Here is a 22373-nt window from a genome sequence, read left to right as displayed (position 1 = left end):
GGAAGGAGGGTCGTTTTTCAACCCAATCATCGCACAATCCTTGGAAATTCCTGTACATGACAGATTCTGAAGCACCATCCAAAAAACTCCGGAAAAAAAGCGGGCTGGGCCGTGGCCTCTCCTCTCTTATTCCGGACATAGAAGCCACAGACAATCATGCTGCAACCAGCGACTCCCACCAGCAGGCAACCCTTCCCATAGCCGACCTGCAACCCAATCCCTTCCAGCCCCGGAGGTACTTTGATCCGGCGTCGCTGCAGGAACTGGCAGAATCCATTCGATCCGAAGGTATTCTCCAGCCCGTCCTTGTTCGCCGTGTTAACAGAATCTACCAGATTATTGCCGGAGAACGCAGGGTAAGGGCAGCCGACCTGGCAGGACTGGATGCCGTGCCTGTCATTGTCCGTGAGCTGGATGATCTGCGCATGCTCCAGGTTGCCATTGTGGAAAATATTCAGCGCAATGACCTCAGCCCCATGGAAGAAGCACGGGCCTACCAGCAGCTTGTCACAGAATTTGGTATGACTCAGGAGGCCGTGGCGGCTTCCGTTGGGAAAAGCCGTTCCAGCATCACCAATTTTATCCGTCTGCTACAGCTGCCAGATCCTGTTCAACAGGCAATGGATCAAGGCACGCTATCCATGGGCCACGGTCGCGCCCTTCTCGGACTGGAACGGGAAACACTCCTGCTGCAAGCCTTCCATCAAGTCGTGGAAAAAAAACTTTCCGTTCGGGAATGTGAAGCTCTGGTCAAAAAACTCCTCACCCCTTCACAGGCAACGGAGACCAGCTCCACGCCTTCCCTTCCTGAAGATTACAGGAAGATGGCACAGCACCTGTCTGATACCTTTGGATTTCCAGTTCGTATACGGGGTAATGCCAGCTCAGGCAGGCTGGAGATTCCCTATCAGAGTACGGAAGACTTTGATAATTTAATGCACAGGCTGGAACTCCTTTCAAAACAATCGAAATAGCCTGCCGTTTTTTATGACAAGTGAGGATACGGTATTTTTTCTGAATCCGGACACATCCGCAGCCAACGACCGGCACAAGAGATTTCCATCAGGCCGTGCTATTTTTAAAAGTTCGAAAGATTACTTATGCATATCCAAATTGCAAAAACCGCAGGTTTCTGTATGGGTGTCCGTAGGGCGGTTGACATGGCCATAGATGCCGCCAACAAAAATGAAGGGCCCATCTGCACCTACGGCCCCCTCATCCACAATCCCCAGGTATTGGACATTCTGAAGGAAAAAGGGATACCAACCCTCTCCCACATCCCAGAGAAAGGCGAAGGCACTGTCATCATACGGGCCCACGGGATTCCACCCGCCACCCGGCAGCAACTGACAGAAGCAGGCTTTCATGTCATGGATGCTACCTGCCCCCGTGTCATACGGGTACAGACCATCATCCGGAAGCATGCAGAATCCGGGCATCACGTCATTATTGCAGGAGATGAGGATCACCCTGAAGTCGTGGGACTGCTGGGGTATGGAGGTGACAGGGGCCATGTAATCAACACCGTCCAGCAGCTTGAAGCCCTGCCCATATTTGAAAAAGCCATTCTCGTTGCCCAGACAACCCAGAATACAATGTTTTATGAAACAATTCATCAGTGGGCTCTCCACAATGCCCCCCACTACAAAATGTTCAATACCATCTGCGATTCCACGGAAAAACGACAGACAGAAACCATGGCTCTGGCAAAGGGGGTGGATCTTGTCATTGTTGTAGGCGGAAAAAATTCCGGTAACACACAAAGACTGGCTGAAGTGGCAACAGAAGCGGGAGCAACCAGCCTTCACATAGAATCAGCCAGGGAACTGGATACATCCATTCTCACCGGGAAAAACAGCATCGGTATCACAGCCGGAGCATCCACACCCAACTGGATTCTGCGCCAGGTTGTCAGCACCCTTGAAAAAAAATCCATGGAAAACAGCCGGAACCGTGCCCATGGATGGATCAAAAGAATACAGCTTTTTCTTCTCAGCAGTAATATCTATCTGGCTATGGGAGCAGCGGCTGTCAGCTATGCTGCCAGCATGCTTCAGGGCTTTCCCCATGAAATGCGCTATTCTTTCATAGCCGCAGCCTATATCCTGTCCATGCAAATCTTCAACAACCTCACAGGAATCCCCTCGGATCGTTACAATAATCCGGAAAGAGCCAGCCTTTATGAAAAAGGCCGACTCTTTTTCTTTATTCTTGCAAGTACGGCAGGGCTGGCCGGACTTTATGCCGCATTTCAGTCCGGTCTTCTGCCTTTTTTCCTTCTTTTTTTTATGTCTCTCGCAGGCAGCCTTTACAATACTCCCCTGCTGCCCCCATCCCTCTCGCCCGGAGGTATCCGAAGCCTTAAGGATATACCGGGATCAAAAACTATTTTAATTGCCATTGCATGGGGTGTTCTGTGCGTCATCCTGCCCAGTGTCGGCATACGGGGCGTTCTGGACTTTGCCTCTCTGGGAGCCTTTGTTTTCATAACCATTCTCGTTTTTGTGCGTACGGCCTTCTTTGATATTCTGGCCATTCAGGGAGACCGCATTGTCGGCAAGGAAACCCTGCCCATTCTTCTGGGAGAACAGGCCAGCCACCGTCTGCTTACGCGTATGCTTACGGCCATTTTTGTGGGCATCTTTCTCCTTACTCCCACACCTCTTTTTCCATGCAATGCCTTTATACTGGCACTGCCTCCCTTTGTTCTGATATGGATGCTCCGTGCCGAAGCCAAAGGACGTATCACTGCGGACACACGTCTGGCTTTCCACATAGAAAGCCTTCTGATTTTTACAGGTATTCTTGCAGCCATAGGCCTTCAGCTGGGGTAAAAACAGTACTTTACATCATATAACAATACGGATCTGATTGTTTTTTATACAAGGTATGATATGGGAGATGCAAAATGAAATGCATCATTCCAGAGCAAGGAGCAGCAGCATGATGTGCCATGCCGAACAGAGCAATGCCAGAAACCTTTCAAGGGAAGTCCTTGTGGCCCTTCGCCGTATTACCCAGGCCATTGAACTGCATTCCCGTCAGCTGGTGCGAACCCACGGACTCACCGGTCCTCAGCTGATCATCCTTGAAGAAATTGCCCGGCATGAAGAAATTGCCGTGACTGAACTTGCCCGTGCCATCAGCCTCAGTCAGGCAACAGTGACGGGAATACTGCTCCGCTTGGAACGTCAGGGCCTTGTTTCCAGGCTACGGGGAACCCGTGACAAACGCACCACCCTTCTGTCCATTACTGAAAAAGGACAGGCGATTCTGGAAGAAGCTCCCCCCCTGCTGCAGGAAACCTTTGTACACCAGCTGGCAAGCCTCCCCCAGTGGGAACAGCTCACGATTCTTTCCAGCCTGCACCACATTGTCCACATGATGCACGCCAAAAGTATCGATGCCTCGCCTTTTCTCGTCACAGGCCCTATCCATAAAGACATCGATGATAAAGGATTTTACGAGCCCTGAAAACCATACTCCTTTTTGGGGCATTCTGATACACTGGCAGATCAGATCATAAGACAACAGTGGAATGCGCCCATCGTCCCCATTACTCTGACCCGAAAGTTTGGAGTGCCCATGTCCGCCGCAGACCTTTCATGCACCTGTAGCAACTGCCATACACAGCACACCTTTCCGGCTTCCATGGACGGTATGACAGCAGCATGCAGCCACTGCGGCAATACCATGGCCCTTCCCGTAACGGCCATCCCCATTGTGCTGAAAATGGCCCTTCACTCTGGAGATATCACCTCCGATGCCATAGAAAAAATCATGGCACAATGGAAAGAGCAACGTATCTCCGACCCAAGGTCAGACATTCTGGAAATCCTGAAAAATCATACCGGAATGACAGTCGATAAAATCAAAAAGCTGGATAAAGCCCGTAGCATATGGCTCCAAAGAAACAGGGAAAAACGCCTGGCTGCGGCTATTCTTCATCTTCAGTGGATTCAGCAGCCTACTCTGGATCAGGCACTTGAAATTCAAAAAACCATTTTCCGTACCAAAGGGATAAGTCCTCCCCTTGGGGATATCCTCGTGCAACAGGGGCACCTTCGCGCCCAACAGCTAGAAGCTGTTCTCAATGCGCTTTCAAAATGTGACCAACCTTCTCCCAAACCCTCCGCAGACTCTCTTCCAGACGCCAGCACTTCACCGCCGGCAACGGACCCAGTCTGCGAAGAACCGACCCTTAATCCAGCACCGCAGACAATCATCCATCAAGAAAATCAAACAGAGTCCACTCCTGCCTCCGAACTGGATGCCTTCCTTCGCCTGCAGATCAGCGATAATGCCATGGAAGCCTTTATCCAGGCAGTACACCCTTTACCGGCGGCTACTTCAGCAGAAGATATTTTCCTTTGGGTACAGGCAAAAGGAGTTGTAACCGGGCTGGTTGACATCTCCCTTGTTGATGGTTTTATCCGCTTTGAAAATATCCGCCAGTCACAGTTCAAAATTGCCACAGGAAAAATACCCCGAGAAGGCAAAGATGGCCGTGTCACATTCCACTTCCCATCGGATTTTCTTTCAAGCGGTGCCATGCTTTCCGATGATGGACGCATTGATTTCCGGGAAAGGGGAACCATCCCCCATGTTCCGCAAGGAAGTCTCCTTGCGGAAAAACAACCAGCCGTCAAAGGCAGCAACGGGGTCGATGTGTTTGGTCACCTTATCATGGTACCGGAAGTAAAAGACCCTGTAATCAAAGCCGGAACCGGCGTTTACACCAGCGATGACAAACTGAAAATCTATGCAAAAATCGATGGACAGCCCACCCTCCGGGCTTCCGGCGAAATCTCCGTAATGGATGAAATTCTTGTTAAGGGCGATGTGGGCTATGAGACCGGCCATATTCAGTATCAGGGTAAAGTCCGTATAACCGGTAAAATACCTGCCGGCTTTCGGGTAGAAGCCTTCCATGTAACGGCAGAATCCCTTGACGGAGGCATCATTGCCGCCAAAGGAGATGTGATCATAACAAACGGAATCACGGAAGGAGAAGTTCAAACCGAGGGGGATGTGAGGGCACGTTTCATCAACAAATCCAAAATACGCACCTTGGCCAATGTCACAGTGGCCAGTGAAATTATTGATGCAGACATTGCCTGTTCCGGTGGATGCAATATCCGCAGCGGTAAAATCATCGCCTCCACCATTGCCGCCAGGCAGGGCATAGAGGCCGGCAGTATTGGTACGGAAATATCCGACCCTTCCACCCTCTATATCGGCGTGGATCTGCCACTGCAGGAAGGGCTTGACCAGATAGAAACCGAAATTGAAACGCGGAATGAATCCCTCAGGCAGAAAAAAAAGATCCCTGTCGAGCTGGAGGAGGAAAACAAAAACCTCATGGCCCTTATCACCCAGACGGCCCAGATACAGGACCGGTCGGGCCTGAAGCTGAAACTGATTCAACAGAAAAAATTTGAGGACGCGGAAACAACAGCAACAGAGGCACCTGCCCTTATCAAAACGCTGGAACAGACCATGAAGGCTGCCGAAAAAAGGCTGTCAGAACTTTTCCAGCGTCAGGAATCCATTGACGAGGAACATAAAACAGCCACAGAAGAAATCAGGCTGGCTGAAAAAGGTCTGGAGGAGAAACAGCAGGAAAAAAAGGCCCTGCAAGAATGGGCTGCCCAGCGTACGCCCATTGCCCTCCTGCGTGTCAATCAAACAGCTTATGCCGGAACGCGGATAATAGGCAGAAAGGCTCAAGCCACCCTGAAGGAAGCCTGTTCCCGGGTGATGGTACGTGAAGTTGAACTGCAGGGACCCGATGGAAAAGAATATGTGATTCGCATTATCCGCTAGGAATTGTCAAAGGAATGTCATAAGCCCTATCCACGACTTTTCAAAAAATAATGACTTTGCTATCTTTACCATACTGACTCCGTGCACGTTTATGCTTCCCCCCGCAATGAGCGGAGGGGACCTCTCTGTTCGGAAGTAACCGCTCTCCCTTTACCCTGCTACATGGCATGGTTCATTGTCGAAAGCCTGACCTTTACAACAGGGGACTCACCATGCAGACTCTTTTTCCCTCTTTCTTACGCGGTGTACTTGTAATCACCATCCTCTCACTGTCCACCACAACTCTTTTTATTCCCATCATTCTGCTCACCTTTGTAAAATTGATGGTCCCATGGAAGGGCAGCCGTAAACTGATAACCCGCGTCCTCATCCTCATCAGCACCTTCTGGGTTCACGTCAATAACATCACCTTCTCTTTTTTTCTGCCCACCCAGTGGGATGTACGGGGTGGAGAAAACCTTTCTCCCCATGGCTGGTATCTGGTCCTCTGCAACCACCAGAGCTGGGTGGATATCCTTGCCCTCCAGAAAATCATGAAAGGAAAAATTCCTTTCCTTAAATTTTTTCTCAAACAACAGCTCATCTGGGTACCCATTATGGGTATTGCCTGGTGGGCCCTCGATTTCCCCTTCATGAAACGTTACAGCAGGGAATACATACTGAAACATCCTCACAAAAAGGGAAAAGATCTGGAATCTACCCGCATAGCCTGTGAAAAATTCAGAACCACTCCCGTCTCCATAATGAATTTTGTGGAGGGTACCCGCATCACAGAGGCCAAACACCGCCGCCAGAAAAGCCCTTTTCATGGACTTCTCAAGCCGAAAGCGGCTGGTACGGCTTTTGTGATTGCGGCCATGGGAACACAGATGAATCAGATCGTGGATGTCACCATTGCATACCCCAGAGGCATCCCAACCTTCTGGCAGTTTGTCAGTGGAAAAACACCTCTCATACGCATGCATATCCGCTCTCTGCCCATTCATGAAAAACTAAGGGGAGACTATTTTAATGATCCGGATTTTAGAAACATTTTTCAAAAAGAACTGAACACTCTCTGGCAGGAAAAAGAAAAACGGCTCTCTCAGATGCAGCAGGATGTCTGGCTTGACACCATTACCGCAAAAAAAGAAGCCGCATAATCGATAGGGGGACCATCCGGACACCACAAAGATCTCAGGCTGGAACCCGGCACTCTGACAAAAACGAACTTTCCCACTTCATTCTCTGGCCCTGCTTCCCCTTATGAGCCAGGCGACTCAACCTTACCGGAATTGATGCGGTCCCTCAATACGGCGGAGCACTTAAAGGTAACCACCTTTCTACCATCCAGTAGCATGTCTGTTCCTGTGGCAGGATTGCGCCCCCGCCGGGGTTTTTTTTCCCGAACACAGAACTTACCAAACCCGCTGACCAGCACATCATTATCAGATTCAAGACTGCTTTTGACAATTTCAAGCAATATTTCCACAAGCTCCATGCTGCGTTTACGCGAAACTCCAAGGGCCTGCTGAACCTCATCCGCCACATGATTTTTCGTGAGTGTCATTCCTCGTATCCCTCCCTTTGCATCCTTACGGACAATATGCCGACAAACCAGTCAGATATATATCTTCGCCGCGCTCCCCACAGCGACCAGCTTTACTTCACAGCAGCAAGCAGACTTTTCCAGACTGTATTTCTTTTCTGAAAGATCGTAAAAAATCATCTTTCCCTGCAAAAATGCTACTCCCATACAGGCCGACAGAAAAACACCTGAAAAAAAGTTTGCCCTTATCACGGATAAAAAGCATACGGATGTTTCGAAAAAAATCAAGCAGAAACGGTATATTGCATCTGCATGGCTTCATTATCTGATATATCACACAAATCTTCACCGCAGAACCATGCGAGTCAGTAAAACAAGACCATTCTTTTCTCTGAAAGACTTGTAAAATCAGGAATGGGTAATTGACAAAAAAAGGAAACCCCTTCTATAGTAAAGGTGATACGTTACTTTAAAAAACCCCTTTCCGACTCAGGGACGATCGGCTTACAGCGGATCGCCATTATTATGGAGAATTGAACCATGCAAGGAAAAACCATCAGGGAAAGCCGCGTTATCCTTTCCCATCTCATGCTGCCGGAAGACACCAATCCTGCCGGAAATGTCCATGGCGGTGTTATCATGAAATATATTGATAATGCTGCCGGAGTTGTTGCCGTCCGCCATGCAAGAAAACTCTGCGTAACAGCTTCTGTGGATCGCCTTGATTTTTACAATCCTGTTTTCATTGGCAATCTTCTCATCATTAAAGCCAGCCTGAATCTCGTGGGCCGTACATCTGCTGAAATCGGGGTGCGCGTGGAAGCAGAAGATGTGCTCACCGGCAAAATACGCCATGTGGTTTCCGCCTACCTCACCTTCGTCGCCCTTGACGACCAGATGAAACCGGCATCCATGCCCCCTCTGGTCCTTGAAAATGAGGACGAAAAACGGCGCAATCGGGAAGCGATGGAACGACGCAAAGTACGCCTTGCGGAAAAACAGAAAGAAAAAGCCTGCCAGGAAAACCAGGAACTCTGTCCATAAATTCACGGGATGCAGATCCTGTATCCCGAAACAATCAGAGGGGAACCCTTATGTCCCTACCATCCTTTCGGAAAAAATTTGCCCTCATCAGCCTGACTCTGCTGGCAGCACTTTTTTTTCTGGTACCGGATATATCAGGTTCCCCCGGTATCCACCGCCCTTTTCAGGAGGAAGGACCTCCCTCAGCCCTTGATACACTCAATGATCTCCGCCTCTCCATGGAAGCCATGAAAAGGGATATCAACGCAAAAGAAGAGGAATATGAAACAGCCGTAATCGAAGAACGCAGACAAGCCATCCGATCTGAACTCCGCTATCTTATGACACTCAAGGATGCCTATCAGCGAGAATTTGAATCCATTGCAACGGGTATGGAAGTGGAAAGCACCAGCCATGAGCCCCTGAAGCCCTTTCGGATAGAAGAAGAAATCATGGAGGTGCTGCGTCCCCTCGTTGAAGGGATGAAGCAGATGACATCCAGACCGAGGGAACTGGAACGATTACGAAAGGACATCGCATTTTATGAAACCAACCTGCCCAGAATCCGCCATGCCATAGCAAAAATAGAAAATTTCATGGAGATCAATGATAACCTGGAGCTCCATCACCATCTGGCAGACCTGATGCTGGGCTGGCAGGAAAGGGAAAAAGAAGCCCTCCGGCAGATCCGCAGGTTAAGCTTCCAGCTGGATCAGAAAACGGATCCCAAGGAACCCATACTGATCAGCATGCAGAAAAGCACCGTTAACTTTGTTAAAACCAGGGGCCGCAATCTTTTTCTGGCTTTTTCCGCCTTTATCGGTACTTTTTTACTGCTGCGGCTGGCCTATTGGAAATGGAGCCACCGCCAGAAACAGTCTCCGCCACCTTTCTATCACCGCCTCCTTCAGGTTGTCTTCCACAGCACAACAGCGATTGTATCCATCAGCGCAGCCCTGCTCCTTCTCTATGCCTTCGGAGACTGGATGCTGCTGAGTATTGCTCTCCTGCTGCTCATAGCTCTGGCATGGTCTGCCAGAAACGGCATGGCCCAGTTCTGGGAGCAGGGTAAACTCATTCTGAATATGGGAACACTGCGGGAGGGGGAACGGGTCATCCATAGAGGTCTTCCCTGGAAGGTTCAAAAACTTGGCCTGCAAGGAATTCTCATCAACCCCGAACTGGAAGGCGGGATGCTGCGCATTCCCCTGAAACATCTCGTTGGCATGCAATCAAGGCCTTTTATGGAAACCGAGCCATGGTTTCCCTGTCGCAAGAACGACATCCTGCTTTTTGCGGACGGCACCATTGCCAAAGTTATTCTGCAGACACCCGAACAGGTGGTGGGAGAACTGGAAGGAGGCATACGAAAAACATGGCCCTCGGTGGAGTTCCTCAGCCTGTCTCCCCATAATCTCAGCACAAAGAGCTTCTGCGTTCAGGCCATTCTGCGACTGGATTACCGGCATAAGGCAGATGTGACAGGAGCCATTCCCGATATTCTCCGCCTCCACATGCAGACCGGCGTAGCAAAGGCAGGTTTTGAACCTTGCCTTCAGCGCATCAATGTGGAACTTATGGAAACGGGAGAGTCTTCTCTCAACATCAGAATCTTCACCGTTTTTTCTTCTGAGGCTGCCGAAGACTATCTTGCACTCCAGCGGCTTCTGCATCAACTCAGCATAGAAGCAGGCAACCGTTTTAACTGGACCATCCCCTTCCCTCAGCTTACCATCCACCGGCCTCAGGACAAGATCATAGCAGCCTGCCCAGACTGAAGCCCAGATAAAGGGCCATAAGCCCAAGAATATTCTGGGCCATCACATTCAGCCCGAAGCGTAGCCAGTCTCCATGGTGAATGAGACCCGAGCTTTCAAACACAAAGGTGGAAAAGGTGGTGAGTCCTCCAAGAAATCCCACTAAAATCAGAATACGGTATTCCTCAGGTATCATATTTTTTTCTTCTGCCATAACCCATACCAGACCAAAAAGAAAACAGCCAACCAGATTCACAAAAGCCGTTCCCCATGGAAATTCACGCCCAAGAAGACTATAGACTCCCATGGAAAGGCCATAGCGACAAAGACTTCCAAAAGCGCCTCCCACAGCTACCATCAGTATATGCTGCAGCATTGTATTTCCTGCTTTCTCATCCGGTTTTTCTCGCCGACTTCACGTTGCTATCGCGACAGACCAAAGACGCATACAAAAGTAACCTTAGAGCCATCATTCATTGCTCTGGAGCGATATGCCAGACCCAAGAAACACTTCACAGCATACACAATATTTCAGAAACACCCTGCCTTGCCATCAAAAGACTACCAGGCCGCCTTACACAGCAAGGACGCCACACTCTCAGGGTAGGGGAAACTCTCATCAAACAGCTCCTGTAACACTCGAAGGCTGCTGACGCCATCATGGCGAAGATTCAAAAAAGAAGCCACCATGGTAAAAATCAAGGAAGGGGATGCACCGGACTCACGCATATCATTCAATGCATATGCTCCTCTGGATTTGGAAAGCTTTTCGCCACCGTCTCCCAGAATCAGACCGTGGTGAAGGAAAAAGGTGTCAGGAAACGATTGCAGCCCCAGTCTGTCTGCAAGGAAAAGCTGGGCCGCCGTGGAGTCCATGAGATCGGCACCCCGTACAATACAATTCACCCCCATCCGGCTATCTTCCAAGACGGATGCCAGCTGATAAGCGGCAAAATTTTCTTTGCGCCACAAAACAAAATCTCCAAAACACCGGTCCAGCCAAAAATCCTGATCTGCCACCCTGATTCTCGTCTCTTCGGGTACCCTGAGCCGTACGGACGTTTTTCCAGCTAAAAAACCTATTTCCCTTTCCCTGCAGAGCCCCGGATAACCACGACCAAAAGATATGGCCGCGACACTTTTTCTGGAACAGTCACAGCAGTATGCCTGCCCTCTTGCCATCAGATCATCCAGAGTGCATCTGTATTCATCCATTCGGTGCATAAGGGAAAAATGAGTAAAAAAATCATCAGGCCCAGCAGGTCCTCCATCCCAGTCCAGTCCCAGCCATTCAAGGGAGTAAAAAATATCCTCCACCACATCCCAGCGGGTACGGATGCCATCCATATCGTCAATGCGCAGATTGAGGAGACCTTTCTGTTTGCGTACCAAAAGCCATGTGACAATAAAGTTCAAAGCATTTCCCGCGTGGAGGAATCCGCTGGGGGTAGGAGCCAGCCTTGACACCAGAGGTCCTTTATGGGGCACCATCTCCCACCCCCATGTTCCCAGCACCGGATTCTTTCTCCAAGCTTCGGCTGGCACGCTCCATCAATTCATACAGACTGTCTCCGGGTCTGTATGGAGCCAAACCCCAGCATAGCCTGAAATCAGAGCCCTCCATTTCCGGAGCAAAGACAAGGGCTATTTTCCTGTCAATACGGCTGGAAAGAACCTGACCTTCCTCAGCCCCCCCGTCCACCAGAATAACAAAGCTTTCCCTGCTGACGGGCACCAGATAATCCGTCAGACGGACTTCCTTTTCCGTTACCTGAAGCAACTCTGCCAGCATAACCTTTTTCCTTCTGCCATAGAATCCCATGAGGCCCCGTTCATCCATATGCCAACGACAGAATAAAAGCGAAAAGGGACGTTTCTCACGGCGCTGCCGGTAAACGCACTGGTCAAAAACCTTCTCCATGCTGCAGACGCGGGGCAAAGACAAGTACGCCCCCTCCTCTGATTTCATTTTTCCGAAAACCAGAAAGGCGAGAAGACTGACCGCTGGCAACCCAAGGCTCAGCAGAATATTTTTCAGAAAAAACCAGGGCATGGACTGAGACACCCAAAAAACATGCTGTTCTTCAGCACCGTCAAACGCATCCAGAAAACCCAAAACAAACTGTGCTGTCGAATACTGGGTAAAAAGAAAACAGCATACAAGAATCCAGAAAGCCCATCCCCATGGGCCCAGGCGGGAAAAAAAAGATGCCATACGATGAGCTCTCCTTCTGTTTTCCCTCCACAGGGATACAAGATCCATGCGGCGGTAATTTCTCCAAGATTTTCTTTACTTCATACTTCAGGCAGCCTACGTTATTCCAGATAAAATTCCATAAATTTAACGGAAATCCCTTTTTTACGGAATTCTTTCTCAAAATGACTTTCAATGCCAACTATATCCGGATCATCAATATCCGATGCATGAAGATCTTCCACTGCCCTGCGCAGACGGGCCCCCGCACTGAAAAGATTATCAAGGGTAAAGGAATAAAGCCCCTCATGATCCGTTTTGCACCGGACAATCCCACATGGTTTCAGAAAGTCCCGGTAAATTTCCAGAAAGCGTGGTGATGTCAGACGTTTCCTACCGGAATGATTACCGGGTGCAGGGTCCGGAAAGGGTATCCATATGGCTTCTGCAAAATTTTTCGGGAAATAGGCTGACAGATGGTCAATCCGCGCCCGGACAAACCATACATTCTCCAGACCTTTTTCCATGGCTTTTGTGGCTGCCACCCATAGTCTGTCCGATTTTAGATCAACACCGATAAAGTTTTTTTCAGGATAACGCTCAGCCAGAGCCAGAGTATACTCGCCTTTACCGCATCCCAGCTCCAGCACAACACCCTGCTCCGGCTTCAGCAGATCCACAGGCCATGACGGTTTCAGACATATGGGATCCACACCGCAAAGGGCCGGAAACAATACCCTTTCCCTGTTACGGACATCTTTGTAACGATAACTTTTTTTTCTTCCCACAGCACCACTCTTTTCTCACATAAAAAATCCGTTATCCAATACACACAACACACCGCCTCCTTACCAAAATATCCTTTCAAAGGAAAGGTACCCCAACGATAAAAAGACCTTGAACCCGGCCTGTCTTTGTTGACAAGTACCCACCAAGATGATAGCCCCCTTTTTCCCAGGGAATAAGACAGGTACTGGTCAATTTTTAAAAAGGAAAGTTTTATATGAAAGGTGTTCCGGTTATCCGCATCCGTGGATACCACGCAGACATGTATGGACATGTCAATAATGCACGGTATCTTGAATTTCTTGAAGAAGGGCGATGGCGTCTGTTTGAAGATTATATGGATCTGAAAGGATGGTTTGAAAGAGGGCTGTCTTTTTTTGTGGTTAATATTAATATCAGCTACAAGCGCTCCATAGAAGTAAACGAAGTTATCGAAGTCCGCTCGGGTATTCTGAAATACGGAGCCAAATCCGCCGTGCTCCGCCAGCAAATTTTCCTTACAGACACGGATACACTCTGCGCGGAAGCGGATGTAACCTTTGTGGCCGTTTCCAGAGAACGGGGGCACAAAGCCCTTCCCATGGAAGGAGAAATCAGTGAACGCCTGCGGCTTCTCCCGGTCATCCATGAAAACCGATAACATGCGCTGCAAAATGGCGTATCATTGATACCATGGAGCAGCCAAAGAACACTGTTCCATGATTTATCATGATGCATCGGCAATCTCTGCGGTTCAACAGAAAAACCTAACGCACAACCCGAGCCCGGGCATCCAGTGTCATCACGCTTCCGTCTTTGAATATCCGCACAGGGTTCAGGTCCAGCTCAACAACTTCAGCATGGGCAGCCACAAGGAGGGACACCTTTGCAACCAACTGACAGAAAGCCCGGGTATCCACTTTCATCCCCCCCCTTGCGCCCTCAAGCAGGGCATAGGATTTCAGGGCGAAAAGACGGTCCTCCACCTTCTCCGGCGTCGTGGGACAGATCAGGCTGTCCACATCCTTGAAAATTTCCACAAATACCCCGCCATAACCAAAAAAAACAACCGGACCAAAGGAAGGATCCTGACTGGCACCCACAAACATATCATGCCCTTCCTGAGCCATGGCGACCACACGAACCCCTTCAAAACGGGCAAGAGGCAGATGCTTTTTAAGTGCATCCCGGATTTCTCCATGGGCCCTCGCAACGGCAGCACCATCCCGTAGCCCGACCTTCACCCCTCCCACATCGGATTTATGCAGGGCATCGGGGCTCACGACCTTCAGCACCACGGGATACCCCATGGCTTCAGCAACAGCCACGGCTTCATCCTCAGAAACGGCCATTCGACTCTCCGGCACGCGGATACCATGGGACGACAGCACATCCAGAAAATCTTCTCCCACATCGCCTGTGTGCTGCCCAATCAGTTTTTTCACCTCATTCGTACAGAAAGCAGAAGGTCGATTGCCTTCTCCTGCAAGGGCAAGTCTTTTTGCATAAAAATCTCGCTGCATGGCAAGCCCGTAAATCATACCTTCCGGAGTATTGAAAAGGGGATAGCCAAGGTTCTGTTTGATTGTATCCAAAGTAGAAGACCGTCCCCAGAGCACCGCCCCCAATGGCTTTCCCGATGATCGTACGGCGCCGATGGCCTCCCTTGAAACATCTGTCTGAAAGAGTTTTGTGAACACATCCTTTTCACCGGTTTTCGGCATATCCGGCCACTGGCTCAGGTACACCGCACCATCCACCCCATCACTGTGCATCACCCCATGAAAAATCGATGCATAATGATTCATATCGTATACGTCACCAAGATCCAGCGGATTAGAGAATTGAATAATTCCGGCATTGCCTTTTTTCTGCATGTCCTCATAAAAGGCAGTACCTGGATCGGCCATAACAAAACCGTTGTTTTCACAATTATCCGCCATCATCACGCATCCACCGCCAATGGGACTCATCACCATCAGCCTGTTTCCCCTCAGGGGCGGGAGCTCAAAAGCCTTACTTACATCAATAAAATCTTCAAACCTGTGCAAACGGATAATGCCAGCTTCCTTACAAGCCGAATCCATAACCCCTTCATCCGATGCCAGTGCTGCCGTGTGGCTCATGGCTGCCTGCTGACCTGCCTGAGTGACGCTGGCCTTATAGATCAGGATGGGCTTATCAATTTTTTTGGCAGCTTCCACCAACGCCCGACCTTCGGTTACGGATTCCAGATACATGCCTATGATACGGGTGTCCGGATCCTTTCCAAGGTATTCCAGAACCTCTACTTCAGATACATCAAGCTTGTTACCGATACTGGCAAACTTCGCCAGTCCTACATTCTCATTTTTCAAATGATTCCAATGAAAAATACCGAGTCCGCCACTCTGTGAAATCATGGAGAAGCCACCTGTCGGCGGCTTATGGATGGGAACAAAGGGTAAACAAAGCCCACTTCGCGTATTGGCAAGAGCCAGGCAGTTGGGACCAATGAAACGAACATCATATTCCTTTGCATGGGCCACCGCTCTGGATGCAAGAAGCTCCCCTTCTTCTCCCAGCTCATTAAATCCTCCGGAAAGCAAAGCCATACGGCGGATGCCAAAACGCCCACAGTTTTTTACCATATCCGGCACAAACCGTGCCGGAATCAGCAGCACAGCCAGATCCGGTACTATGGGCAACTCTTCAACATCCTGATACATCGTTATCCCGGCAACCTGAGTTTCCTTCCCCCCCGGATGCACACCCAAAATACGCCCACGGTATCCCCAGCGTAACAGGTTTTCCAGAATCAATCGCGGCACATTATCCTGTTTGGCAGAAAGACCGAAAATAACCAAAGATTGTGGGTTGAACATAGTTTCCATGCCAAAAACTCCCTTCCAGCTCTCTTAAGAAAAGCGTATGTTTTCAAAAGTAAGCAACACCCACCCTCATTCTCCGGCAAAGGAACCGGACCCATGCCCATGGTTTTTACAAAGCTGCACCCTATGCAGCAGCGCAACATAGCCCCCAAAAGGATCTCTTTTTACAAAAACAGGGATCAGGACCATACCTCCTTGCGGAGTGCCCCCGTTACTCGTCCCGCCCCCCTAAACAGAAGGAACAATGCCTTCCGAAACAAGCTGCATCAATTGTGCAGCCACATCCTGAACATCCATCTCCCTATGAAACAGAACTCCCCAGAGGCAGGTATGCTCAATGGCACCCAGAAGAGTGTCCCTTAGAAATCGCACGTCAAGATCTTTACGGATACAGCCATTTTTTACACCCTGTTCCAGAATATCCTGAAGCATGCCGCTGTAAACCCGCACACACTCATATGCCCGACTGTTGAAAAAATCCGGAAGACTTCGAACTTCAATCAGTATGATACGGGCAAACACACGCTGGCTGGCATAGACGAGAACCGTTTCATCCATAAAGGCATATAAGCGCTGAAATACCTTATCCTGCCGGTCTAAACGCGCACGGATCCGCAGAATCACTCCTTCAAACATTTCTTCAAGAACCTGATAAAGAAGATCTCTCTTATCTTTGAAGTACTTATAAATAAGACCTTCCGTAACACCCGCCACCCGGGCTATTTCGGCCGTTGTAATGGCATCAAAACCATGTTCTTCTAAAAGAAGACGAAGTGCGTGCATGATTTTAATTCTACCGGGTGGTAATTTTTTAACGGTCAGGGTCATGGAGCCTCGCAGTCAGAAGCCTTTATCAGATTCTTCCCGAACCTCTTTCTTCCGAACCAGCCACATTGTATAAAGTGAGTATTACCTACCCTTGACCGGAAATTTTTTCAAGCTATTTTTTTTTAAATCAAATCAATATATTATGCGAACACATCTTCTTTTTAATGAAGACTTATTCACAGAATATACCTACCCTGCACTCTCATACGGATACGCATATCAGAACGTCTCTAAATCCAATAAGACGCAAGCCTTATTTGTCAGAGTAGCGGAATCCTGATAGACTTTCAGGAGAAATCGGTATGGCTTTTACCAACCAAACATGGATTCGAGGATTGAATGCAGACCTTTTTACTAACCAATGATGATGGCATGGATGCTCCGGGGCTTCTGGCACTGGAAAAAGCTGTCCGTCCCCTGGGCCGCCTTGTTATCCTTGCTCCAGCAACGCCCCAGTCCGGCATCAGCCACAGGGTTTCCATATGGGATACGGTGGAAGTAAGGGAAGAAAAAAATAATCGCTTCCGTGTATACGGAACTCCTGCGGATTGTGTCCGCATCGGCCTGAACCAGATTGTTCCTGAAGCAGACTTCGTGCTTTCCGGAATCAATATCGGTGCCAATCTGGGGTATGACATTTACCTGTCCGGAACCGTTGCAGCGGCAAGGGAGGCTGCCTTTCAGGGAAAACCGGCCATGGCCTTTTCCCAGTATATTGCCGCCGGTCAGAAGCCGGACTGGGACGCGGCCTGTAAAATTCTGGCTGTTCTGCTGCCGGAATTTATGGATATTCCCTTCGGACCTCTGGACTTTTTTAATATCAACCTGCCCCAGGCACAGGCAGGTTCGGGAAAAATTCCGGAATGGGAACCAGCCTTTCCGGAGACCACGCCCTATGATACCTGCGTCCTCAGCGATCCAGGTCGCTACGCCTATACAGCAGACATGCACACAAGACCACGCCCAGCAGGCTCCGATGTGGATATCTGCTTCAGCGGTAAAGTCTCCTTCAGCCGTCTGAAACCTTAACAGCATCGTTATTTTGCAGATACCAATCCAAATTACCCAGACAACCCATTCTACCTGAGCCTGCAACCACTCTCAGCAAAAAGAGGTCTTCCGCCCTTCGGACGCAAGACCTCTTCCCAACCTGAAACCGGACTACCACTGTCAGGGAGTCCTCACGGGCGACACCATAATGCGATCCCGTATCGGCTCAATGGTTTTCGCCCCAATACCCTTCACCTGAATCAGATCATCCACTGCGGTGAAAGGCCCCACATTCTCACGGTGGGAAACAATACGTTCGGCATAGGTTTTCCCTATGCCCTTAAGCCCCATCAGCTCTTCTACGCTGGCCGTGTTAATGTCGATCCGGTCTGTCGTCTGTGCCAAAGCAGGCCCCGCCATCAGGACCACAAACAAACAGGCTCCCATCGCCAACAGCACTCTCATGTTCAAACCATTCATGAACAAACCTTTCCATTCAGAATATACAAAAAAGGACATCAGAATCATCTAACTGATGCCAAGCGTCCACCTGAATACATACTGGATACAATACACCATATTGATGGTCCAGGATCATGCGAAATGAATATAAACAGTACCGGCAAGTCAAATCATCAAATATCGCCATTTTTTATCCTTTAAAAAAATCAACAAATCAAGCTTTTTCATGCAAAGCAACAAAAAAACCTGCTGCAAAACAAGGAAAACCCTTGTTCAACAACAGGCAAAAAACAGGACCCATAAACCAAAAATAATCCGTGCCATACCACAGGAATGACACCCAACCAGTCACAGCCTTCCGGATTCCCAGCTCAGCAGCTCAGATCCTGAAAATCCCTAGTCCATATTGTATTTACGGAGTCTATAACGTACAGACCGAAAGGTTATACCCAAAAGATCCGCAGCTTTCTGTTTGCTCCCCCGGCTCAGCTCCATGGCCTTTTCAAGATAACGTTTCTCAAGTTTTTCTAAAATAGCATCCAGCTGAACCCCCGTGGCAACCTCATCCAGAGCATCCATTTCCGCCAGAAACGAATCTTCCTTCTGAATATTTCTCCTTTTATGAAAAGAAAGAGAAAGACTTTCCGGAAGGATAATATTGGTAGAGGAAAGGGCCACAGATCGTTCGATGAGATTTTCCAACTCTCTGACATTACCGGGAAAATCATAGCGCTGCAACAGATCAATGGCATAGGAAGAAAGTTTTGTAACGCTTTTACCCATCTCTTTGGCATATTTGTCCAGAAAATGCTGAGCCAGCATTCTCAGATCTTCTTTACGCTCCCTCAATGGAGGCAGGCGGATTTCCACCACATTAAGGCGATAAAAAAGGTCTTCCCGGAATTTCCCCATGATCACAGCTTCTTCAAGACTGCGGTTCGTTGCTGAAATAATGCGAAAATCCACGGGGATCTCCTGAGTACCACCCACAGGAAGAATTTTACGTTCCTGAAGTGCCCGCAGAAGCTTTACCTGAAGGGAAAGGGGCAGTTCTGAAATCTCATCCAAAAAAACAGTTCCGCCATCGGCCGCCTCAAAAAATCCTTTCTGATCTGCACTGGCACCGGTAAAAGCGCCTCGTTTATGACCAAAAAAAGCACTTTCCATCAAATTTTCAGGAATACTTCCACAGTTCACAACCACAAAAGCCTTGGCAGCCCTGGGAGATGAATCATGGATAGCCCTCGCTATCAGCTCCTTGCCCGTACCGGATTCACCGGAAATCAACACACTGGTTCGGGTTGCGGCAACCTGGGTTATACGTTCAAAAATTCGTTGCATTTCCGGACTATCTCCAATAATTCGTCCGAAACGCAGTGTTTTTTTCATCGTATCCGCCATAGCCCTGCGCTCTTCTTCAAGTGTCCGCATGGTCATGGCGTTACCGATGGTCAGAAGAAGTTCCTTATTGGCAAAGGGTTTGGGTAAGTAATCATAGGCACCGGCGTTCATGGCCTGCACAGCGGTTTCCGTTGTTGCATAGGCGGAAATCAGGATGACCGGAGCCTCCGATTTTTTCTCCTTGGCTGCCCGCAGCACATCCAAACCTGTCATATCGCCAAGCCGGATGTCACACAGGAGCAAATCATAGTCCGTTTTATCCAGGTATTTCAGTGCCGCTGCGCCATTCTCGGCGGTTGTTACCTCATACCCTTCGCGACTCAGCATCACTTCCAGAAACTCCCGCATGCTGAACTCATCGTCAACCACAAGAATATGCTTGCCACCGGCATTTCCAACACCCATAAACATCATCTCCCTTGCCAGCCTTTGAGGCAGCGACAGACTGCAAACCCGTTTTCCGGCAACAGCGAAAAAAAACAATCCGTTCCGATTTTTTCAACGTAAAGTGGATATCAGACAGCTATCATTTCCGAAAAACCACACGGCCTTCCACAATCGTTGCAACCGCCTGACCATGAAGCTGCCAACCTCCAAAGGGCGTATTTCGGCTTAAGGAGGCAAAAGCGGATGGATCCACTTCCCAGAATGCTGCCGTATCCATCAGGGTCAGATCCGCCAGTGCACCGGGAGTCAAATCATTAGTAAACCCCAAAATACGCGCTGGATTTTTACTCATCACCCGGATCAGGTCTTTCAGACTCAAAAAACCATCATGAACAAGCTTCAGAGAGAGCCCAAGGGAAGTTTCCAGCCCGATGATACCATTGGGGGCCTCATCAAAGGGGACATTTTTTTCCATGGATGCATGGGGTGCATGATCCGTAGCAATACAGTCAAGCGTTCCGTCCGCAAGTCCGTCAATGATGGCCCTTCGGTCCGCCTCGCTGCGTAGTGGGGGGTTCATTTTAGCAGCCGTATTATAGCGACCTACCGCTTCATCCGTCAGGGAAAAATAATGAGGTGCCGTCTCAGCCGTCACCTGAACCCCCCTTGCCTTGGCCTCCCGTATGGCCTGCACCGACTCACGGGTGCTGACGTGGGCAATATGAATGCGGCTACCGGTCCATTCCGCCAGCCCTATTTCCCGTTGTACCATAAGATACTCTGAAATATTGGGAATTCCCCCAAGCCCCAGCCTTGTGGCCGTTTCCCCCTCATTCATCACACCACCGGCCACCAGGCTCAGATCCTCGCAATGGGATATAAGGAAGAGATCAAAGGCCTTTGCATACTCCATGGCCCTTCGCATCATCTGCCCGCTGTTCACCGGCATGCCGTCATCACTCAAGGCTATGGCACCAGCCGATTTCAGATCGGCATACTCATTCAGCTGGCTGCCTTCCAGACCTCGGGAAATGGCCGCCACCGGATAAACGCGTGCAAGCCCTGCTTTTTTTGCCTGGGCAATGATCCATGCCGTAACACCGGCATGATCATTCACCGGCCTGGTATTGGGCATACAGCAAACAGCCGTAAACCCGCCCCGCACCGCAGCGCGACACCCCGTTTCGATGGTTTCCTTATATTCCTGACCCGGCTCCCGCAAATGAACATGCATATCAATCAGCCCCGGTGTTACCACAAGACCGGTGGCATCGAAAATCTCATCCGCCCTGTCCCGGCACTCACCAGGTTCCGTTACAGCAGCAATACGTCCGTCATGAATCCAGATATCACGAATGCCATCCATATTTCCCGGATCCAGCACATGACCATTTTCAATCTTCATCTGCATGCCGCATCCCTCCAGCCAAAAGATAAAATAAAGCCATACGCAGGGCTACACCATTCTCAACCTGATCCAAAATCACAGAATGATGACCATCGGCCACCTCGTCTGTAATTTCAACACCCCGGTTCATGGGACCAGGATGGAGTACCAGTGCGTCCGGATGGGCCAGGGCAAGGCGGCCTGTACTCAGGCCAAAAGTTCTTGCGTACTCCCTTTCCGATGCAAAAAGAATATTTTCCATACGCTCTTTCTGAATACGCAGCATCATCACCACATCCGCACCTTCCAAAGCCCCTTCCACAGCCGAAAAAACCTTTACCCCATACACCTCCTCAACACCCTTGGGGATCATGGTCGGCGGACCGGCAACACGAACTTCTGCGCCCATTCTGATCAGACCTTCCATATTGGAACGAGCCACACGGCTGTGGGCAATATCACCTATGATAGCAACCTTCAGACCGGCAAGACGGCCCTTCCTTTCACGGATGGTCATCATATCCAAAAGAGCCTGGGTAGGGTGGGCATGCTTTCCGTCACCTGCATTAATTACGGGTGATTTCAAATGACCCGCAATATACTGAGCTGCTCCGGAGGTTCCGTGTCGCATCACCACCACATCGGGATGCATGGCTTCAAGGGTTTTTACCGTATCCAGCAGACTCTCTCCCTTGGCCATACTCGAACCGCTTTTTGCCAGAGCAATGACATCTGCACTTAAGCGCTTACCCGCTATGTCAAAGGATGTTTTTGTGCGAGTGCTGGCTTCATGAAAAAACAGTATCAGGGTTTTTCCCCTCAGTGTTGGAACCTTCTTCACCGGACGCAGAGAAATTTCTTTCATGCCCTGCGCTGTGTCCAGAATATGGGTAATTTCCTCCGCAGAAAGGGAGGCCATATCCAGAATATCTTTTTGAGTAAAGTGCATACTCCT

At 49.5% G+C, this 22373-nt stretch carries 20 protein-coding genes; 9 read left to right on the top strand and 11 right to left on the bottom strand.

Features of this window, described 5'->3' with window-relative positions:
• Nucleotides 1-56: 56 nt before the first annotated feature.
• The 5 genes from OOT00_RS02515 to yihG all read left to right on the top strand — a co-directional run bounded on the left by OOT00_RS02515 (nt 57) and on the right by yihG (nt 6968).
• A complete protein-coding gene (locus OOT00_RS02515; RefSeq protein ID WP_265423713.1) occupies nt 57-974 on the top strand; it encodes a ParB/RepB/Spo0J family partition protein in 918 nt (305 codons plus the stop codon).
• Between the two features lie 126 nt (nt 975-1100).
• On the top strand, nt 1101-2834 hold the full coding sequence (ispH, locus tag OOT00_RS02510) for a 4-hydroxy-3-methylbut-2-enyl diphosphate reductase (RefSeq protein ID WP_265423712.1): 1734 nt from the start codon (nt 1101-1103) through the stop codon (nt 2832-2834).
• A 109-nt stretch (nt 2835-2943) separates the two neighbouring features.
• Entirely contained in the window at nt 2944-3474 is a 531-nt protein-coding gene (locus OOT00_RS02505) for a MarR family winged helix-turn-helix transcriptional regulator (protein WP_265423711.1), read from the top strand.
• Between the two features lie 186 nt (nt 3475-3660).
• Nucleotides 3661-5826: a FapA family protein gene (locus OOT00_RS02500; protein WP_265423710.1), complete on the top strand. Its 2166-nt coding sequence runs from the start codon at nt 3661-3663 to the stop codon at nt 5824-5826.
• A gap of 212 nt (nt 5827-6038) precedes the next feature.
• On the top strand, nt 6039-6968 hold the full coding sequence (yihG, locus tag OOT00_RS02495) for a 1-acylglycerol-3-phosphate O-acyltransferase, YihG family (protein ID WP_265423709.1): 930 nt from the start codon (nt 6039-6041) through the stop codon (nt 6966-6968).
• 101 nt (nt 6969-7069) lie between these two features.
• On the opposite strand, the gene OOT00_RS02490 is transcribed toward yihG, so the two are convergent.
• Complete coding sequence (locus tag OOT00_RS02490) at nt 7070-7375, bottom strand: integration host factor subunit alpha (protein ID WP_265423708.1); 306 nt, start codon at nt 7373-7375, stop codon at nt 7070-7072.
• Between the two features lie 519 nt (nt 7376-7894).
• On the opposite strand from OOT00_RS02490, the gene OOT00_RS02485 reads away from it, so the two are divergent.
• Both OOT00_RS02485 and OOT00_RS02480 read left to right on the top strand, forming a co-directional pair.
• Nucleotides 7895-8398: an acyl-CoA thioesterase gene (locus OOT00_RS02485; protein ID WP_265423707.1), complete on the top strand. Its 504-nt coding sequence runs from the start codon at nt 7895-7897 to the stop codon at nt 8396-8398.
• 50 nt (nt 8399-8448) lie between these two features.
• Nucleotides 8449-10155 carry a hypothetical protein gene (locus tag OOT00_RS02480; RefSeq protein ID WP_265423706.1) on the top strand — a complete coding sequence of 569 codons (1707 nt, stop codon included), beginning with the start codon at nt 8449-8451 and terminating at the stop codon, nt 10153-10155.
• On the opposite strand, the gene crcB is transcribed toward OOT00_RS02480, so the two are convergent.
• From crcB to trmB, 4 genes are all read right to left on the bottom strand, one after another.
• Nucleotides 10133-10510: a fluoride efflux transporter CrcB gene (gene crcB / locus OOT00_RS02475; RefSeq protein ID WP_265423705.1), complete on the bottom strand. Its 378-nt coding sequence runs from the start codon at nt 10508-10510 to the stop codon at nt 10133-10135. The genes OOT00_RS02480 and crcB overlap by 23 nt on opposite strands.
• A 185-nt stretch (nt 10511-10695) precedes the next feature.
• The gene (locus OOT00_RS02470) at nt 10696-11625 is read right to left on the bottom strand and encodes a glutamate--tRNA ligase family protein (protein ID WP_265423704.1); all 930 of its coding nucleotides are present in this window, start codon (nt 11623-11625) and stop codon (nt 10696-10698) included.
• Nucleotides 11612-12349: a nucleotidyl cyclase domain-containing protein gene (locus tag OOT00_RS02465; RefSeq protein WP_265423703.1), complete on the bottom strand. Its 738-nt coding sequence runs from the start codon at nt 12347-12349 to the stop codon at nt 11612-11614. Before OOT00_RS02465 ends, OOT00_RS02470 begins: the two co-directional genes overlap by 14 nt.
• 101 nt (nt 12350-12450) lie before the next feature.
• The gene (gene trmB / locus OOT00_RS02460) at nt 12451-13116 is read right to left on the bottom strand and encodes a tRNA (guanosine(46)-N7)-methyltransferase TrmB (RefSeq protein WP_265423702.1); all 666 of its coding nucleotides are present in this window, start codon (nt 13114-13116) and stop codon (nt 12451-12453) included.
• A 215-nt stretch (nt 13117-13331) separates the two neighbouring features.
• On the opposite strand from trmB, the gene OOT00_RS02455 reads away from it, so the two are divergent.
• Nucleotides 13332-13754 carry an acyl-CoA thioesterase gene (locus tag OOT00_RS02455; RefSeq protein ID WP_265423701.1) on the top strand — a complete coding sequence of 141 codons (423 nt, stop codon included), beginning with the start codon at nt 13332-13334 and terminating at the stop codon, nt 13752-13754.
• A gap of 106 nt (nt 13755-13860) precedes the next feature.
• Here the strand turns inward: OOT00_RS02455 and OOT00_RS02450 are convergent, their stop codons facing one another.
• Entirely contained in the window at nt 13861-15966 is a 2106-nt protein-coding gene (locus tag OOT00_RS02450) for an acetate--CoA ligase family protein (RefSeq protein ID WP_265423700.1), read from the bottom strand.
• A 225-nt stretch (nt 15967-16191) separates the two neighbouring features.
• The gene (locus OOT00_RS02445) at nt 16192-16746 is read right to left on the bottom strand and encodes a TetR/AcrR family transcriptional regulator (protein WP_265423699.1); all 555 of its coding nucleotides are present in this window, start codon (nt 16744-16746) and stop codon (nt 16192-16194) included.
• Between the two features lie 384 nt (nt 16747-17130).
• Between OOT00_RS02445 and surE the strand changes: the two genes are divergently transcribed.
• The gene (gene surE / locus OOT00_RS02440) at nt 17131-17820 is read left to right on the top strand and encodes a 5'/3'-nucleotidase SurE (RefSeq protein ID WP_265423698.1); all 690 of its coding nucleotides are present in this window, start codon (nt 17131-17133) and stop codon (nt 17818-17820) included.
• Between the two features lie 141 nt (nt 17821-17961).
• Here the strand turns inward: surE and OOT00_RS02435 are convergent, their stop codons facing one another.
• From OOT00_RS02435 to OOT00_RS02420, 4 genes are all read right to left on the bottom strand, one after another.
• Entirely contained in the window at nt 17962-18261 is a 300-nt protein-coding gene (locus OOT00_RS02435) for a ComEA family DNA-binding protein (RefSeq protein ID WP_265423697.1), read from the bottom strand.
• Nucleotides 18262-18639: 378 nt separating this feature from the next.
• On the bottom strand, nt 18640-20049 hold the full coding sequence (locus tag OOT00_RS02430; RefSeq protein WP_265423696.1) for a sigma-54-dependent transcriptional regulator: 1410 nt from the start codon (nt 20047-20049) through the stop codon (nt 18640-18642).
• A 121-nt stretch (nt 20050-20170) separates the two neighbouring features.
• On the bottom strand, nt 20171-21442 hold the full coding sequence (locus OOT00_RS02425; protein ID WP_265423695.1) for a dihydroorotase: 1272 nt from the start codon (nt 21440-21442) through the stop codon (nt 20171-20173).
• A complete protein-coding gene (locus OOT00_RS02420) occupies nt 21426-22367 on the bottom strand; it encodes an aspartate carbamoyltransferase catalytic subunit (protein WP_265423694.1) in 942 nt (313 codons plus the stop codon). Before OOT00_RS02420 ends, OOT00_RS02425 begins: the two co-directional genes overlap by 17 nt.
• Nucleotides 22368-22373: the final 6 nt, after the last annotated feature.

It is taken from the genome of Desulfobotulus pelophilus (genome assembly GCF_026155325.1).
GTDB lineage: Bacteria > Desulfobacterota > Desulfobacteria > Desulfobacterales > ASO4-4 > Desulfobotulus > Desulfobotulus pelophilus.
The sequence above is the reverse complement of the archived record's forward strand: the minus strand, read 5'-3'. Positions and strand labels throughout refer to the sequence as shown.